Source organism: Idiomarina baltica OS145, assembly GCF_000152885.1.
Classification (GTDB): domain Bacteria; phylum Pseudomonadota; class Gammaproteobacteria; order Enterobacterales; family Alteromonadaceae; genus Idiomarina; species Idiomarina baltica.
Window position 1 is genome coordinate 308202 of sequence record NZ_CH672403.1, and the last position, 16353, is coordinate 324554.

The following is a 16353-nucleotide window of genomic DNA, read 5'->3' on the forward strand; positions in this document are numbered from 1 at the left end:
TCAATTGAGTCCCGTTTAAAGTGTAAAGACCATCTTCTAAAATAGCACAGCGTAACGCGACTCTCTTTACAAAGATTTACTTGCTCAATAACTTGAGCTTGCGCGTTAGCGTATTGCGCCCCCAGCCAAGCCAATGTGCGGCTTTTTGCTTGTGTCCGTCGCACTTCTCCAGTGCAATGCGCAAGGCGATGCGCTCAACATCCTGTATAATAGGTGTCATATTATCATAGTTATGGGTTTGTGTGCGCAACTCGTGTGCCAGTAGCTCGCGCCAATTCCCTGTCGATTGACCGTTTTCCAGCTGTTCGCTCTGTTCTAGAAGCTCATGGGGCAGTTCATCGGGGCTGACTTGTTGTGCGGGCGCCATCACCGTAAGCCAACGACACACATTTTCGAGCTGCCTTACATTACCCGGCCACCCGTATGCTTCAAGTTGCGCCAACGCTGCGTCTGATAACTGTTTCTCGCTCACTTCGAGCTCAATAGCTGACTGCTTTAAAAAGTACCTTGCCAGCAAAGGTATATCCTGCTTGCGTTCACGCAAGGCAGGCAACCGCAACTGAATAACATTGAGTCGATGATATAAGTCCTCACGGAATTCGTTGTTTGCAACAGCCTCTTTTAAATCTCGGTGGGTAGCGGCGATGACCCGCACATTAACCTGTACCGGCTGATGCGCACCGACTGGATAAAACTGGCCTTCGGCTAACACACGCAATAAGCGGGTTTGCACCGAAAGTGGCATATCGCCAATTTCATCTAAAAATAGCGTCCCACCATCGGCTTGTAAAAACCGTCCATCGCGCTTTTTATCAGCCCCAGTAAATGCGCCTCGCTCGTGACCGAACAGCTCGGATTCAACCAAGTCGGCTGGAATGGCTGCCATATTCAATGCAATAAACGGCTTATCTGATCGTGGACTATGTTTGTGCAATGCACGCGCAACGCGCTCTTTACCCGTGCCCGTCTCACCCGTAATCAATACGCTTACGCTCGAAGCCGACAGCCGACCAATGGCACGAAATACATCTTGCATGGGGGCTGACTCGCCAATAATATCATTATTCGCTTGCTGCGCACTGACCCTCACCTCAGGCTTACTGCGATGCGCCATTGCTTTCGCAACCACGTTGCGAGCTTCCTCAATATCAAAGGGCTTAGCCAAATACTCGAAGGCACCGCCTTTGAAAGCACTCACCGCGGTATCCAGATCCGAATGAGCGGTCATAATCACGATGGGTAAATCAGGGTCTCGCTGTTTTATTTGCTTTAGCAAGGCTAAGCCATCGGTGCCCGGCATACGAATATCACTAATGATGGTATCGGGAACTTTCGAATCAAGCGCTCGCGTGAGTTCATCGGCACGCTCAAAGACTTGCACTTGATAACCCGAGCGTTCAAATGCTTTATGAAGTACCCATCGAATAGAGGGGTCATCGTCTAGAATCCATAGGTGTTGCGCTTGGCTCATAGATTCGCCTCCTCAGTAACTTGTCGTTGATACGGGAGGTATATCCTAAACACCGTGTTTCCCGGCTCGGAGTCGACCTCGATTTTGCCTTGGTGTTGATGAACTAAACTATGCGCCATGGATAACCCCAAACCCGTGCCTTCGGCTCGACCGCTCACCATTGGATAAAATAAACTCGCCTTAATTGCATCATCGATACCCGGGCCATCATCGATAATACTGATCACTGCACATTGACGATAACGACGCCCCAATAACGTCAATTGATGCTCAATGCGCGATTTAAAAGTAATTTGTCCCTCACCATTCAGTGCTTGAGCCGCATTTTGCGCGATATTTAAGAAAACTTGTTCACAGGATTCAGCCATTGCCCACAGTTCAGGCAATGAAGGATCATAGTCACGTTTTATGCTAAGACGTTCGCCGTATTCGTAACGCACGGTTTTGGCCACGCGTTCGAGTAGCTCATGCAGGTTAGTTTCACGTTTTTGCTCGGCTTGTACCGGGCCCATCATGCGATCAATCAAAGTACGTAACCTATCGGCTTGCGTCACAATAAGGTCGGTATACTCTTTTAATTCCTCATCTGGCAATTCGAGTGCCAGCAATTGCGCAGCGCCCCGCAGGCCCCCTAATGGGTTTTTAATTTCATGCGCCATCCCACGTAACAATGACTGTGTAGCAAATAGCTGCTGTTGTTGCTGTGTTTCACGTGAAATCTGGCGTTGTAAGTCGACTTGTTTGAGCTCGATAAGCCAGTGCTTTTTTGCATCATCATGCAATGACTGAATACTGACTTCAGTAGTCACCCTTTGCCCCGAATGAAGAAAGAAGCTGGCTTCGGAGTTCACCACGGTTTGGTCTTCGGACAAACAATTCTGCAGTGTACTTAATGGTAGGTCGCTCTCGTAGTATGCCTCAGCAAAAGGCTCACCAATAAGACGCTTGGCGCTATGGTCAAAAATCGATTCAGCTGCAGCGTTGACGTAACGCACGATCCATTGATCGTCGACAATAACCACACCGGTCAGTAGCTGATTCAATATGGACGCCAGATTCACTCAAATACACTCCACAATAGCCTGCACTAATTTGGTGCATATACACGGCTTAAAAAGGGAGGCTTTGCCTCCCTTCTTGCAACCGTCTTAATTTAAACGCTGTAGTACATATCGAATTCAACAGGGTGTGTTGTTTTCTTCAATGTTTCTACTTCGTTGTACTTGAGGCCGATGTATGCGTCGATCATGTCGTCATCCATCACACCGCCTTGCTTGAGGAAGTCACGGTCTTTATCCAGTGCATCCAGTGCCATTTCAAGTGAATGACATACTGTTGGGATGTCTTTCGCTTCTTCCGGTGGCAGGTTGTACAAGTCTTTGTCCATCGCATCGCCAGGGTGGATCTTGTTACGGATACCGTCCAAGCCCGCCATTAATAGTGCGGTGAAGCACAAGTATGGGTTCGCGCTTGGGTCAGGGAAGCGCACTTCGATACGACGCGCTTTAGCACTCGATACCAATGGAATACGAATCGATGCAGAACGGTTACGCGCTGAGTAAGCCAACATAACAGGCGCCTCAAACCCAGGTACCAAACGTTTGTACGAGTTAGTCGATGGGTTAGTAAACGCGTTGATAGCGCGTGCGTGCTTAATGATACCGCCAATGTAATATAACGCGGTTTCGCTCAAGCCTGCGTACTGGTCGCCGGCAAACAGGTTTTGACCATCTTTCGCCAGTGACATATGAACGTGCATACCCGAGCCGTTATCACCGACCAATGGCTTAGGCATAAAGGTCGCGGTCATACCATAGGAGTGCGCTACGTTGTGCACAACATATTTGTAGATTTGAATTTCGTCGGCTTTCTTAGTCAGGCTGTTGAACTGAGTTGCCACTTCGTTCTGACCCGCTGTCGCCACTTCGTGGTGGTGAGCTTCAACAACCAAGCCCATGTCTTCCATCACCAAGCTCATGGTGCCACGAATATCATGCGCAGAGTCAACCGGAGGCACTGGGAAGTAACCGCCTTTTACGCCCGGACGGTGCGCCAAGTTACCTTCTGAGTATTCACGACCCGAGTTCCACTTTGCTTCCTCGGCATCGATCTTGTAGAACGAACCGCTCATGTCGGTGTGGAAACGCACATCATTAAATAAGAAGAACTCTGGTTCAGGACCAAAGAATGCACTGTCAGCCACGCCTGATGCTTGCAAGAACTCTTCTGCGCGTTTCGCGATAGAACGAGGATCGCGGCTGTAGCCTTGCATGGTATCAGGTTCTAAAATGTCACACCGTACGTTCAGTGTCATTTCGTCGGTAAACGGGTCGAGTACCAACGACTCTGCGTCTGGCATCAACACCATGTCTGACTCGTTAATACCTTTCCAGCCAGCGATTGAAGAACCGTCGAACATTTTACCTTCTTCGAAGAAATCGTCGTCGATTTGCGACACCGGGATTGTGACGTGCTGTTCTTTACCTTTGGTATCGGTAAAGCGTAAGTCGACGAATTTGACGTCATGCTCTTTAATGGCGTCGAAAATCTTACTTGCTGACATGTTTTCCTCCAGCGGAATCTTGAATATCAAAAGTCAAAATAAACATATATCAATAACTGATTAAATCCAGTTTTATACAGCTATTGTTGTGTACCTCTTAGGATGCATATTGGATTGCAATCCACGTGCCAAATATATAACTCATTGTTTTTAAAGTTTTTTAATAAATTAGAGTTCCGTTGAAACGTTGAAAACAACTAAAATTTGCACCAATTTGGTTCATTGTAGACCATTTTGGTGCAAATAAGCATTAATTCCTATTGATTCATGTCATTCTGATGAAAAATTCAACAGCCCCTTTTTATATCGTTAGCAAACAGGTAGAATACGCCGCTATTTTCATCAACCCCTTGTCGGTTTAGACAACGTTGTTCACTTTCCGACATCAATAGGCTGTTCTTAATGACAACTCAGGCATTTGATATTAATAAACTTCGCAACATTGCGATTATTGCGCACGTTGACCATGGTAAAACGACATTGGTCGACAAGCTGCTTCAACAATCTGGCACGTTAGAGAGCCGTGGTGAGCTTGAAGAGCGCATCATGGACTCAAACGATCTAGAAAAAGAGCGCGGTATTACCATCCTCGCTAAAAACACAGCGATCAACTGGCAAGACTACCGCATCAACATTCTAGATACCCCTGGGCACGCCGATTTCGGTGGTGAGGTTGAGCGTGTCATGTCAATGGCTGACTCAGTTTTGCTACTCGTTGACGCTGTTGATGGTCCAATGCCGCAAACACGCTTTGTAACGCAAAAAGCGTTTGCTCACGGGCTTAATCCAATCGTCGTTATTAATAAAATTGACCGTCCGGGCGCGCGTCCTGACTGGGTCATGGATCAAGTGTTTGATTTGTTCGACAACCTTGGCGCGACCGATGAGCAGTTGGACTTCCCTGTTATCTATGCATCAGCATTAAATGGCTGGGCAAGTCTGGATGCGGAACAATCAGGCGGCGACATGACGCCATTGTTCGAAACTATCGTTGACCAAGTCAGTCATCCCGACGCGGATCCTGAAGGCGACCTGCAAATGCAGATTTCTCAGTTGGACTATTCAAGCTATTTAGGTGTCATCGGTATCGGCCGTGTCACTCAGGGTAGCGTTAAAGTGAACCAACAAGTGACTATCGTGGGTGCTGACGGCACAACCCGCAATGGTAAAGTCGGTCAAGTGTTTAATTACCTTGGCTTGGATCGCATCGATGCACAAGCTGCGCACGCTGGCGATATCTGTGCAATTACAGGTTTAGGTGAATTAAAAATCTCTGACACAGTGTGCGCTGTGGGTAAACCAAACCCGCTTAAGCCACTGACGGTTGACGAGCCAACGGTAACAATGACCTTCCAGGTCAACACCTCTCCGTTCGCAGGTAAAGAAGGTAAATTCGTTACTTCTCGTCAGATCCTTGAACGTTTGCAGCAAGAGTTGGTTCACAACGTTGCGCTGCGTGTTGAAGAGACTGATAACCCGGATAAATTCCGTGTATCGGGTCGTGGTGAATTACACTTGGGTGTTTTAATCGAGAACATGCGTCGTGAAGGCTTCGAGCTCGCAGTATCGCGTCCAGAAGTTATCATCAAGCATGAAGAAGGTCAGAAGATGGAACCGTACGAAACACTGACGGTTGATATCGAAGATCAACACCAAGGTGCTGTCATGGAAAAACTTGGCTTACGTAAAGCCGAGATGACTGACATGAATCCAGATGGTAAAGGTCGTGTACGTATCGACTTTGAAGTACCTAGCCGTGGCTTGATTGGCTTCCAAACCGAGTTCATGACCCTGACTTCAGGTACCGGTTTGATGTACCACACCTTTGATCACTACGGTCCGCATAAAGGCGGTACTATCGGTCAACGTGTGAACGGCGTGTTGATTTCAAACGCCCAGGGTAAAGCACTGACTTACGCACTGTTTAACCTGCAAGAACGTGGTAAGTTGTTCGCATCACACGGTGACGAAGTATACGAAGGTCAAATCATCGGTATTCATAACCGTTCAAATGACCTGACTGTTAACTGTTTGAAAGGTAAGCAGCTGACTAACGTACGTGCTTCAGGTACTGATGATGCACAAACCTTGAGCCCACCGATCCGTTATACACTTGAGCAAGCGCTTGAGTTCATTAACGATGACGAGCTGGTCGAGGTAACGCCGGTATCTATCCGTATTCGTAAACGCGCGCTCACAGAGAACGAGCGTAAGCGTGCGAGTCGCGAACCGAAAAGCTAAGTGTCTATGTGATGACACACAAAAAACCCGCCAACCGGCGGGTTTTTTTATGGGTGATATAAAAGTCATTGTGCTGCTATTAATTCGGGCTGCGGCAACACATAATAAAAAATCGAGAAGAAATGTAGGATGCTTCCGGCCAGCACAAATAAGTGCCAAATCGCATGGTGGTAAGGCATCTGCTTACGTACGTAAAATATCACGCCTAAGGTGTAGGCAAGCCCCCCTGCAAGTAGCAATAGTAAGCCGCCCGTATCAACGTTATCGAGCATCGGCTTAATGGCGACCAACGCCATCCAGCCGAGTCCAAGATACAACGTCAAAGACAACCACTTAGGTGGATTCTTCACAACCAACTCTAGAATCACGCCGAATAATGCGATTCCCCAAACCACACCGAGTAGTGACCAACCCCAAGGTCCACGCAGGTTAATTAGCGCAAAGGGTGTGTAGGTGCCCGCAATAAGTACAAATATAGCGGCGTGGTCTAACTGTTGGAATACAGCCTTAATACGCGGCCAAGGAAAGGCGTGATAAAGCGTTGAGGCGGTATAGAGCAAAATGAGGCTAGCCCCATAGATACTCGCTGCCACCACGTGCCAAGTATCGCCATAGGCGACAGACCACACCAGCATCACCACGAGCCCAACGATGCTCAGCACCGCCCCTATGCCATGCGTTAGCGCATGAGCGACTTCTTCTAAAACTGTATACGACTTATTACTCATCCACGCTCCAAACCTGGGGTTTCGTAGCCTTCACTGATATTTTTAAGCGCACGAATGAATTGGTCGAACTGCTTGCCATTGTCGTAATCTAACCGGTATTTGTTATGAAACTCTAGCGTCAGTTTTACGCCGTGGCCTTCCAAAAATACCGTGTAGCCATCATGGTCAGTATACGCAGTAATACCATCAAGGACGTGCTTGCCTTGCTTTGCCTCGCCATGCTCATGGATCTTCTCATAAGCATCTAAAATAAGACGAAAATCGATCTCGTTTTTCATGCACTGTCTCCTTGCTTGTCCATTAATGTATACACAGTAATTATACGTAACAACGCCACTACTAGACTTGTTCTGCTCCAAATGCCCTTTCAGAGTCTATCGAAATGACTCAGTTGTCAAATATGAACATGTACACAAAATATACATACAATAATGCATGATAAGCAGAAAATCGCTATAATCAGACTGTATTCTAATTTGATGAGGTGTAATTTGGTTAGGCGTACAAAAGAAGATGCGCTCGCGACTCGCTCACAGCTGCTTGATGCGGCCGAGCGTGTATTTAGTGAGCGAGGTGTCACCCATACGTCAATGGCACAGGTCGCCGAAGCTGCAGGTGTCACTCGAGGCGCTATTTACCACCATTTTAGTAATAAGATGGCGTTGATTGAGTCGTTAATGGAGCGTGTGCGTTTGCCCATTGATGAGATGCGCGAGCAAATTGCACAACAACCTGAGTTCGATGCGCTCGTCGAAATACAGGAACGCACCAATGAGTTTTTAAACCGTGTTGCCACCGATCCGCGCGTGCAAGCACTCGCAAATATTTTAATGCATAAATGTGAATACATTGATGAGGTCAATCCGATCAAGTTACGCCATTTGAGTGGCCGCAATGACTGTATCTGTGATGTCGAAGCGTTATTCGAGAAAGCGGTTAACGAGGGTCAGTTGCCACCCCAAGTGAGCCCACGCATTGCGGTTATCGGATTATTTGGCTTAGTCGATGGGCTGATTTACAACTGGTTAATGGATGATGGCTACTTCCCTCTTGTCGAGTATGGTGAAGCAGCCATAAATACGTATATGAACGGACTAAAAGCCTAAGGCTCGTTGCTATCTGCGCGGCGCTTGCGCCAGCCATCGTACTTTTGATGAACGCCGCGCGTAAGCGACTGAAAACTCTCTTCTAACAAGTCAACGCCCACTAATACCACCACAACGATCAGTGCTAAAGCGAAAGCTGTAGGATATAACCCTAAACCGGCAACAACGCCGATTGCTGCGAGCATCCAAATGGTGGCCGCCGATGTAACGCCGACTACCACTCCGTCTTTGGCAAGCATCACGCCCGCACCAAGAAAGCCAATACCCGTGATCACTTGCCCGATGATGCGCGAAGCGTCGGTGTGATCATTCATAACTAGTTTGGCACTCACTAAGAAGACGTAGGTGCCGAGTGTGATCAGTGCTGAAGTTCGAATACCGACAGGTTTGCCACGAATTTGCCGCTCAAGCCCTACAATGGCACCGCTGGCAATCGCGGTGGCAATGCCCTTCCAAGTGAAGGGCGCCATGTGCTCAAACACCAAAATATCCGAGAGGCTCATTAGTCACCCTGACTAAGGAAAGTCGATAGGAAATCTTCGTCCATTGCCGCGATGGTCTCATCATTAGCATTAGGACAGCAGGCAAAAAGAGGAGCTGTCCATGCCTGTACGTTACCCAAGATGTCACGCAAATGGCTGAGACCACGGATACCACCCAGCCCACCGGGTGAGGCAGCTGCCAGTAACACTTTTTTGCCTTTCCAGACCTGACCGTCAACGCGCGACGTCCAATCAATCGCATTTTTAATCAGTGGCGAAACAGAGGCGTTATATTCTGGGCTGACAAGCACAACTTTATCAGCCGCCGCAACAGCCTTTGCCAACTGTTGCATTGCCTTAGGAACACCTTCTGCCTGCTCGTGGTCGCCGTGATAGATCGGCGCGTCTAATGCGTCAGCATCGAGTAACTCAAAATCAAACGTGTGCTTTTCGGCAACCTGCACCAAGCGATGCTTTAATTTTGCATTAATTGACTCTTTACGACGACTGCCGCCGATAAACAAAATACTCATGAAAACTCCTGTAAAAGTGGGTTAAGCACCGCTGTTCATGCTTTCAATAAAGCGATTAGACTCATCAATGGCAGACTCCATCTCATCAATTAGGTCTGAGATATCGGTCTGTAAACGACTAAATTCACCGCGAATTGCGTCGATAGCACGCGCGTTCAGGTTGTGTTTGAGATACAACACGTTGTCTTGCATCTTTTGTAACACAGGGTCCATTTTTCCAGCCGCTCGTTCCATCACGCGAATGAGTTCACCATAATGACGTTCTGTCTCACGCAGACGTCGCTCACTCTCGCGGCGCATGGCATCATTACTGTAGAGCTCTAGCTCTTCGCTCCATTCATCAAACAAATCTTGAGCCACGTCGTCGACTTCTTCGATACGTTCGTTGACACGCTCAGCCGCAGACTTACTTGCCTCATAATCGTCACGCAGTGCGTTGTAGCGTTCTTCGAGTTCACCACCGTCAAATTGCAGCAGCGCATCCAAGCGCTCAAGAGCCGATTTGAACTCTTCTTGAGCATCGCTTTGTGCCTCTTTGGCGTCGTCAACACGATCGACCAAAATATCGCGCTTCTCGATGCCCAATTTCTCCATCGCTCCATAGTAGGCGCTTTGACAACCCACTAAGAACAACAACGTAAAAATACTTAACGCCAGCTTTTTCATTAGTCTCCCCTTACAGCGCGAACCAGTCGTTCATCTCGTTTATCTTGGTTGTAACTACGTACGACCAAAATCGCGTGAATGATCGCAAGGATATAAACTAAACCTAGAGCACCAAATGAAAAAACAAATAGCACAATGCCTAAAGCTGTGAGTATCACGTTAAATAGGAATTGAAAGATCCGTCCTGTCGTCAACACCGCGAGCGGTGGAATCAAAACAGCTAAAATGTAACGCATAAAACCCCCTGTCGAGATAAATGAAATCCCCCCGTACGACCTCATATTAATGCATTGGTTGCACAATGAATACAAGTCTTAATAGGGCAGTCGTTTGCCATCCCAATGAAATAAGCCACCGGAATCTTCAGCGGTGAGCCCCTGAATCACCTTAACAATGCGATCCGCCGAAAGTTCAGGCGAATAAAGTTTGTCTTCGGGCACACGCTTTTGAAATGGTTTCGAGAGATCGGTATCTGTCGTGCCTGGGTGGATTGCGGCAACCACAAAGGATTTATGTGAGCGTTTAAGTTCAATTGATGCAGTTTTGAGTAACATGTTTAAAGCCGCTTTACTGGCCCGGTAGCTGTACCAACCGCCCAAATAATTATCCTCGATGCTACCAACTTTCGCTGACAGTTGAATGAAAAAACGACTCTTCTTCTTGTCCAACAGCGGTTTGCACGCTTTAAGAATCATTAACGGCATGACAGCATTAACGCTAAAGAGCTTACTCAAGTTTGCTTCATTTAAATCGTCGAGCTGCTTTTCTGGGAACGTATCATCGTCATGCAGCATGCCTACCGTCGAAACAACGCCCTCAAGCACTTCACCGCGCTGATTAAATTCAGTGACCCACTGCTCTAAGGGTTCAGCGGTGTAATCCTCTATCGTCGTGTAATGTACACCGGCGACGCGTTGGTTAATTGGCTGACGCGATACTGCGATAATGGTGCTATCGTTGAACTTTTGCTTCAAAGCTTTCGTTAATGAAAGCCCGAGACCACCTGCGGCACCAAAGACTACAATTGCCATCTTGTGCGTTCTCCATCAATATAAGACTCATTCATCGTACGCAGAGATATGTAATTTTGACCAATATGAACTGGAAACTTTGGCTTAAACACGGTTTTAAATTTTCTCGGCATGTCGCACTTCGCAGTCAGTCCGACTCAATTAACGTGACCGCCGGCCATCTCACCTATGTCAGTTTATTGTCCCTAGTGCCATTGCTAGTGGTCACATTCACTGTATTTTCCGCCTTTCCAGTCTTCGATGATCTCAAAAACAACATAGAGAGTGCGCTGTTTGCTAACCTGCTGCCCACTTCGGGTGAGCAGCTAAAAGAATATATCGATGAGTTTGTTGGTAATGCATCACAGATGACCGCCGTCGGTATCGCATTTTTATTTTTTGTGGCTGTCGCCCTTATTTCGGCGATAGATTCTGCGTTAAATAATATCTGGCGCGATACCAGCAGCCGACGTTGGACAGTATCTTTTGCCATTTATTGGATGATTTTGACACTCGGCCCTGTTCTTATTGGTACGGGATTGGCGGCAACGTCTTACTTAGTCTCGCTGTCTCAGTTTGCAGAAACTTATGTTTCGGGGATTCGTAGCTTTTTGCTGTCCGCAGTACCGGTCGTGACTAGCTTCATCGCCTTTGTATTGCTCTACCAACTCGTGCCTAATCGCCCCGTTAAATTCCGCTATGCGGCTTTTGGTGCCGCCTTTTCAGCCATTCTATTCGAGGTCAGTAAACAATTATTCTCGCTGTACATCACCCACTTCCCAACCTATCAGGCGATTTATGGTGCGCTTGCCACGGTGCCTATACTCATCGTTTGGATCTATTTGTCATGGTTGATTGTCTTAGCAGGTGCAGAGATGACAGTGAGTCTGGAGGAATACCGTTTAATCCATAAAAAGCGTACGCAGTCAGATTGATCTGTGCGATAGAATCGACAACCATATACTTTTTCACAAGCAAGAGTAGATAGCATGATAGGTTTAATTCAGCGCGTAAGCCGTGCTCAGGTAGATGTCAATAACAACAAGGTTGGCGGAATCGACGCTGGGTTATTGATATTACTGGGTGTTGAGCAGGGTGATAACGAGCAAAAAGCCAAACGTCTTGCCGAGCGTATTATCCACTACCGCGTGTTTACCGATGCTGAAGGCAAAATGAATCAAAGCCTCGTCGACAAGGGCTATCCGACTCTAGTTGTGTCGCAATTTACGCTCGCTGCCGATACTCGTAAAGGGCGCCGTCCCAGTTTTTCGAGCGCAGCTCACCCATCCGAAGCACAGACGTTGTACCATGTATTTTGCGACCATATCCAAGCACAGGGTGTGCATGTAGAAACCGGTCAATTTGGTGCCGATATGCAAGTCAGTTTGGTAAATGACGGACCTGTCACCTTTGAACTACGAGTAGATTAATATGTATAAAGTGATAACCCCGACTACCGACACCGACTTTGAAAAATACTTTCATCTCCGATGGCGCGTATTGCGTGAACCCTTTCAGCGCCCGCTAGGTTCTGAGCAAGATGAGTACGATCAGGTCGGTTTGCACCGCATGGTCGTCAACGAAGCAGGTGAGCCGGTTGCGGTCGGACGTTTACATTTTAATAGCCCAGAGGAAGCGCAAATTCGCTTCATGGCCACCGCGCCTGAATATCGAGGCGAAGGTCATGGTGTTGCGATTATTTTTGCACTCGAAAGCGCAGCTCGCGCCGAAGGTGCCACTCACGTCATTATTAATTCACGTGATACGACCATTGGTTTTTATAAAAGATGTGGTTACCAGGTGGTGGAGGAAGCGGATACCGTCAAAAATCCGATGGCAGAACACCAACTGAAGAAGTCGTTCAGTGAACAAAACCGTATTATCTATCGCCCTGAATGGTGTGAAGAACTACAAAATACATGGACAAAAGAGATTCCTATATCTGACGCGATGGGGATCAAAATTCATCAATACACCGGACGCATGTTCGAAACGCGTGCTCAACTGTCACGTAACATCAACGTACACGGTACGATGTTTGCTGGTAGCATCTACTCGCTCGGCACATTAACGTGTTGGGGGCTGTTGCATCTGCAACTTTTAGAGAGAGAACTCGAAGGATCGGTTGTACTAGGAGATGGTAATATTCACTATCATAAACCGGTCACACGAGAGCCTCGAGCGGTCGCTTATTTGAGTGACGTAACAGGCGATTTTTCAGCCCTAAAAGAGGGTAAGAACGCGCGTATGATGATGAAAGCCCAGATCATGGATGATGAACGGCCTGTGGCTGAGTTTACAGGCCGTTTTGTGGTACTCGCTAAACGTGATTAGGCGGGCGTTATGTCCGCTAGCGTCTCACCTAGGCGGCCCGACTTAATCAAATCACTCGCTGCTTTGATATCCGGTGCAAAATAGCGATCTTCCGCGTAGTAGTCGACCTGTTCGCGTAAAATAGCGAACACTTCTTCTAATTTTGCACTGGCTTTTAGCGGACGTCTAAAGTTTAACCCTTGCGCAGCCTCTAACCACTCAATCGCAACAATGTCAGCAATGTTATCAGCAATATCGGTGATTTTACGCGCTGCAAAGGTTGCCATCGAAACGTGATCTTCTTGATTCGCTGAGGTTGGCAAACTGTCAATCGACGCTGGATGAGCTAAGGTTTTGTTTTCTGAGGCAAGCGCTGCCGCAGTCACTTGCACCATCATAAAGCCCGAGTTCACACCACCTTCCTCGACTAGGAACGCAGGCAAGTTGCTCAGATGTTTGTCAATCAATAGCGCGCCGCGGCGTTCTGACATTGCACCGATCTCACTCGCCGCGATAGAGATAATATCTGCCGCCATAGCAACAGGCTCAGCATGGAAGTTACCACCCGAGATAATATCTTCTTGTTCACTAAACACGAGCGGATTATCGGTTACACCGTTCGCTTCACGTTCTAGAATTGTCGCCGCGTGCTTCAATTGATCATAAACCGCACCCATCACCTGAGGTTGGCAACGCAAAGAGTAAGGGTCTTGAACCTTCTCACAATTTTCATGATCTTTGGCAATCTCAGAGCTATCAGTCAGGATATCACGGAATGCAGCCGCCACTTGTTGCTGTCCGACTTGTCCGCGGACTTGGTGAATACGCGCGTCAAACGGTGCGCGTGACCCCATCGCCGCTTCCACTGACAATGCGCCTACAAGAATAGAGCTATGGAACACACGCTCCACTTTAAATAAGCCCGCTAATGCCAATGCGGTGGATGCCTGCGTGCCGTTCAACAACGCGAGGCCTTCTTTTGGTGCCAGCTCGAACGGTTCTAAACCAGCTTTTGCCAAGCCTTCTGTGGCGGGCATACGTTCACCATTAACGCGCACCTCACCCTCACCTAATAACGGCAGCACCATGTGTGCTAAAGGCGCGAGATCACCGGATGCCCCAACCGAACCTTTGCTCGGAATACACGGATAGACCTGATGGTTCAGTAGCGCAGTAAGCGCATTGATAACTTTTAGGCGAATACCCGAGAAGCCGCGCGCCAGCGAGTTTATTTTTAGCAATAGCATTAGACGGACGACTTCATCGTCCATAAGCTCACCCGTACCGACCGAATGTGACAGCACAATACGGCGCTGTAAGTCGGTTAACTTTTCGGGTGGAATGCGTGTATTGGCGAGTAAGCCGAAGCCGGTATTAATACCGTAAACAACGCGCCCCTTATCCAATACTTTTTGTACAGTCGCTGCCGATCGCTCAATATCTTCGATAGCGGATTCCGCGAGCTCAAGCTGCTGTGGTTCGAAGTACCACGCACGGAGGTCAGCCAATGTAAGCTGACCAGGATTTAATGGAAATTGGCTCATTGTTACTCCTTATTTCTCGAGCATGGGCAAATCAAGCCCCTGTTCTTGCGCACAGTTCTTCGCGATATCGTAGCCAGCATCAGCATGGCGCATCACCCCGGTGCCCGGGTCATTCCACAACACACGGCCCAAACGTTGCTCAGCTTCGTCGGTGCCATCGGCAACGATAACCACACCCGCGTGCTGGGAATAACCCATTCCCACGCCGCCGCCGTGGTGTAAGCTGACCCAAGTCGCGCCGCCTGCGGTGTTCAAGAGTGCGTTCAGTAGCGGCCAATCAGATACAGCATCGGAGCCGTCCGCCATACTTTCAGTTTCACGGTTAGGGCTCGCAACCGAGCCGCTGTCGAGATGGTCACGACCAATGACGATAGGCGCTTTTAATTCACCGTTACGCACCATTTCGTTAAACGCTTTCGCAATACGCGCACGGTCCTTCAGACCAATCCAGCAAATACGTGAAGGCAAGCCTTGGAAACTAATGCGTTCTTTCGCCATATCCAGCCAGTTATGCAGATGTGGGTTATCAGGAATCAGCTCTTTGACCTTAGCGTCGGTTTTGTAAATGTCTTCTGGATCGCCTGAAAGCGCAACCCAACGGAACGGACCAATACCCTCGCAGAATAACGGACGAATATAGGCTGGTACGAAGCCTGGGAAATCAAAGGCGTTAGCAACACCCTCATCTTGAGCCATCTGACGAATATTGTTGCCGTAATCCAATACCGCAGCGCCTTGTTGCTGGAAGTGCAGCATCGCTTTGACTTGCACCGCCATTGAGCGTTTGGCTGCAAGCACAGTCGCCTGTGGATCGTTATCTTGCTCAGCCTGATATTTTTCGAGTGTCCATCCCTGCGGCAGATAACCATGCAACGGATCATGCGCTGAGGTTTGGTCGGTCACCACATCGGGCGTTACGTTACGTTGCTTTAGTTCTTCGTACACGTCAGCTGCGTTACCGAGTAATCCAACAGAAATGGCCTTACCTTCCGCCATAGCGTTGTTCATTAATTCCAGCGCTTCATCCAAACTGGTCGCTTTGTGGTCCACGTAACGTGTGCGAAGTCTAAAGTCGATGCGGCTTTCATCACACTCAACCGCGAGCATACAAAAGCCCGCCATCGTTGCGGCCAGTGGTTGAGCACCACCCATGCCGCCGAGGCCACCGGTTAGAATCCATTTCCCGGTTGCATCACCCTCAAAGTGTTTGCGCGCTACCGCACCAAAGGTTTCATAGGTGCCTTGAACAATGCCTTGTGAACCTATATAGATCCAAGAACCAGCGGTCATCTGACCGTACATCATCAGACCTTTTTTATCGAGTTCGTTAAAGTGCTCCCAATTCGCCCATTCGGGTACCAAATTAGAGTTAGCAATCAGCACACGCGGCGCGTTCTCATGAGTCGGAAATACACCGACTGGTTTGCCAGATTGGACTAATAGTGACTCGTTCGGTTTTAAACGTTCTAGCGTTTCAACGATTTTGTCAAAACACTCCCAGCTGCGTGCTGCACGACCAATACCTCCGTATACGACGAGCGCTTGCGGGTGCTCTGCCACCTCTTCATCGAGGTTATTCATTAACATGCGCTTGGCAGCTTCAATTTGCCAATTTGCGCAGGTTAATTCTGCGCCGCGATCAGCGCGGATAACGCGCGACTTATCTAAACGGGTAAATGACATTATTAACTCCTTT

General features: G+C 48.2%; 17 protein-coding genes. 5 read left to right on the forward strand and 12 right to left on the reverse strand.

Translation table 11 applies throughout. From position 1 onward, the window contains the following. Positions 1-76: 76 nt before the first annotated feature. The 3 genes from ntrC to glnA form a co-directional block, all read right to left on the reverse strand. Positions 77-1471 carry a nitrogen regulation protein NR(I) gene (gene ntrC / locus OS145_RS02870; protein WP_006954565.1) on the reverse strand — a complete coding sequence of 465 codons (1395 nt, stop codon included), beginning with the start codon at positions 1469-1471 and terminating at the stop codon, positions 77-79. Then, entirely contained in the window at positions 1468-2532 is a 1065-nt protein-coding gene (gene glnL / locus OS145_RS02875) for a nitrogen regulation protein NR(II) (RefSeq protein ID WP_006954566.1), read from the reverse strand. Before glnL ends, ntrC begins: the two co-directional genes overlap by 4 nt. Positions 2533-2624: 92 nt before the next feature. Beyond that, positions 2625-4034, reverse strand: a complete 1410-nt coding sequence (gene glnA / locus OS145_RS02880; RefSeq protein ID WP_006954567.1) for a glutamate--ammonia ligase — start codon at positions 4032-4034, stop codon at positions 2625-2627. A 402-nt stretch (positions 4035-4436) separates the two neighbouring features. On the opposite strand from glnA, the gene typA reads away from it, so the two are divergent. Continuing rightward, entirely contained in the window at positions 4437-6275 is a 1839-nt protein-coding gene (gene typA, locus OS145_RS02885) for a translational GTPase TypA (protein ID WP_006954568.1), read from the forward strand. A gap of 65 nt (positions 6276-6340) precedes the next feature. Here typA and trhA read toward each other — a convergent pair whose 3' ends face one another. Together trhA and OS145_RS02895 are read right to left on the reverse strand one after the other, a co-directional pair. After that, positions 6341-7003 carry a PAQR family membrane homeostasis protein TrhA gene (gene trhA, locus OS145_RS02890; protein ID WP_006954569.1) on the reverse strand — a complete coding sequence of 221 codons (663 nt, stop codon included), beginning with the start codon at positions 7001-7003 and terminating at the stop codon, positions 6341-6343. Then, positions 7000-7281, reverse strand: coding sequence for a DUF3081 domain-containing protein (locus OS145_RS02895; protein ID WP_006954570.1), 282 nt, complete (start codon positions 7279-7281; stop codon positions 7000-7002). The genes trhA and OS145_RS02895 overlap by 4 nt, the downstream gene beginning before the upstream one ends. 213 nt (positions 7282-7494) lie before the next feature. Between OS145_RS02895 and OS145_RS02900 the strand changes: the two genes are divergently transcribed. Then, on the forward strand, positions 7495-8109 hold the full coding sequence (locus OS145_RS02900; RefSeq protein ID WP_006954571.1) for a TetR family transcriptional regulator: 615 nt from the start codon (positions 7495-7497) through the stop codon (positions 8107-8109). Here OS145_RS02900 and OS145_RS02905 read toward each other — a convergent pair. From OS145_RS02905 to OS145_RS02925, 5 genes are all read right to left on the reverse strand, one after another. Beyond that, positions 8106-8612: an MgtC/SapB family protein gene (locus tag OS145_RS02905; RefSeq protein ID WP_006954572.1), complete on the reverse strand. Its 507-nt coding sequence runs from the start codon at positions 8610-8612 to the stop codon at positions 8106-8108. The two genes, OS145_RS02900 and OS145_RS02905, sit on opposite strands and share 4 nt — an antisense overlap. Next, positions 8612-9124, reverse strand: coding sequence for an NADPH-dependent FMN reductase (locus OS145_RS02910; RefSeq protein ID WP_006954573.1), 513 nt, complete (start codon positions 9122-9124; stop codon positions 8612-8614). Before OS145_RS02910 ends, OS145_RS02905 begins: the two co-directional genes overlap by 1 nt. A gap of 21 nt (positions 9125-9145) precedes the next feature. Beyond that, on the reverse strand, positions 9146-9790 hold the full coding sequence (locus OS145_RS02915; protein WP_006954574.1) for a DUF2959 domain-containing protein: 645 nt from the start codon (positions 9788-9790) through the stop codon (positions 9146-9148). Further along, positions 9790-10026, reverse strand: coding sequence for a YqaE/Pmp3 family membrane protein (locus OS145_RS02920; RefSeq protein WP_006954575.1), 237 nt, complete (start codon positions 10024-10026; stop codon positions 9790-9792). Before OS145_RS02920 ends, OS145_RS02915 begins: the two co-directional genes overlap by 1 nt. A gap of 78 nt (positions 10027-10104) precedes the next feature. Beyond that, positions 10105-10821: an SDR family NAD(P)-dependent oxidoreductase gene (locus tag OS145_RS02925; RefSeq protein ID WP_006954576.1), complete on the reverse strand. Its 717-nt coding sequence runs from the start codon at positions 10819-10821 to the stop codon at positions 10105-10107. Between the two features lie 65 nt (positions 10822-10886). On the opposite strand from OS145_RS02925, the gene OS145_RS02930 reads away from it, so the two are divergent. From OS145_RS02930 to OS145_RS02940, 3 genes are read left to right on the forward strand one after another with little or no spacing between them, the layout of a single operon-like run. Further along, positions 10887-11735, forward strand: a complete 849-nt coding sequence (locus tag OS145_RS02930) for a virulence factor BrkB family protein (protein WP_006954577.1) — start codon at positions 10887-10889, stop codon at positions 11733-11735. A 54-nt stretch (positions 11736-11789) separates the two neighbouring features. Continuing rightward, the gene (gene dtd, locus OS145_RS02935) at positions 11790-12230 is read left to right on the forward strand and encodes a D-aminoacyl-tRNA deacylase (protein WP_006954578.1); all 441 of its coding nucleotides are present in this window, start codon (positions 11790-11792) and stop codon (positions 12228-12230) included. Position 12231: 1 nt separating this feature from the next. Next, a complete protein-coding gene (locus OS145_RS02940; RefSeq protein WP_006954579.1) occupies positions 12232-13134 on the forward strand; it encodes a bifunctional GNAT family N-acetyltransferase/hotdog fold thioesterase in 903 nt (300 codons plus the stop codon). Here OS145_RS02940 and hutH read toward each other — a convergent pair. Further along, positions 13131-14657, reverse strand: coding sequence for a histidine ammonia-lyase (hutH, locus tag OS145_RS02945; RefSeq protein WP_006954580.1), 1527 nt, complete (start codon positions 14655-14657; stop codon positions 13131-13133). The genes OS145_RS02940 and hutH overlap by 4 nt on opposite strands. A gap of 9 nt (positions 14658-14666) precedes the next feature. Next, a complete protein-coding gene (gene hutU / locus OS145_RS02950; protein ID WP_006954581.1) occupies positions 14667-16340 on the reverse strand; it encodes a urocanate hydratase in 1674 nt (557 codons plus the stop codon). Positions 16341-16353: the final 13 nt, after the last annotated feature.

Bases quoted from the DNA above. Each gene is read 5' to 3' on its own strand.
- glnA (WP_006954567.1), bottom strand. From the start codon at position 4,034: ATGTCAGCAAGTAAGATTTTCGACGCCATTAAAGAGCATGACGTCAAA.
- ntrC (WP_006954565.1), bottom strand. From the start codon at position 1,471: ATGAGCCAAGCGCAACACCTATGGATTCTAGACGATGACCCCTCTATT.
- OS145_RS02910 (WP_006954573.1), bottom strand. From the start codon at position 9,124: ATGAGTATTTTGTTTATCGGCGGCAGTCGTCGTAAAGAGTCAATTAAT.
- dtd (WP_006954578.1), top strand. From the start codon at position 11,790: ATGATAGGTTTAATTCAGCGCGTAAGCCGTGCTCAGGTAGATGTCAAT.
- OS145_RS02915 (WP_006954574.1), bottom strand. From the start codon at position 9,790: ATGAAAAAGCTGGCGTTAAGTATTTTTACGTTGTTGTTCTTAGTGGGT.
- OS145_RS02940 (WP_006954579.1), top strand. From the start codon at position 12,232: ATGTATAAAGTGATAACCCCGACTACCGACACCGACTTTGAAAAATAC.
- OS145_RS02895 (WP_006954570.1), bottom strand. From the start codon at position 7,281: ATGAAAAACGAGATCGATTTTCGTCTTATTTTAGATGCTTATGAGAAG.
- OS145_RS02925 (WP_006954576.1), bottom strand. From the start codon at position 10,821: ATGGCAATTGTAGTCTTTGGTGCCGCAGGTGGTCTCGGGCTTTCATTA.
- hutU (WP_006954581.1), bottom strand. From the start codon at position 16,340: ATGTCATTTACCCGTTTAGATAAGTCGCGCGTTATCCGCGCTGATCGC.
- trhA (WP_006954569.1), bottom strand. From the start codon at position 7,003: ATGAGTAATAAGTCGTATACAGTTTTAGAAGAAGTCGCTCATGCGCTA.
- OS145_RS02930 (WP_006954577.1), top strand. From the start codon at position 10,887: ATGAACTGGAAACTTTGGCTTAAACACGGTTTTAAATTTTCTCGGCAT.
- typA (WP_006954568.1), top strand. From the start codon at position 4,437: ATGACAACTCAGGCATTTGATATTAATAAACTTCGCAACATTGCGATT.
- hutH (WP_006954580.1), bottom strand. From the start codon at position 14,657: ATGAGCCAATTTCCATTAAATCCTGGTCAGCTTACATTGGCTGACCTC.
- OS145_RS02905 (WP_006954572.1), bottom strand. From the start codon at position 8,612: ATGAGCCTCTCGGATATTTTGGTGTTTGAGCACATGGCGCCCTTCACT.
- OS145_RS02920 (WP_006954575.1), bottom strand. From the start codon at position 10,026: ATGCGTTACATTTTAGCTGTTTTGATTCCACCGCTCGCGGTGTTGACG.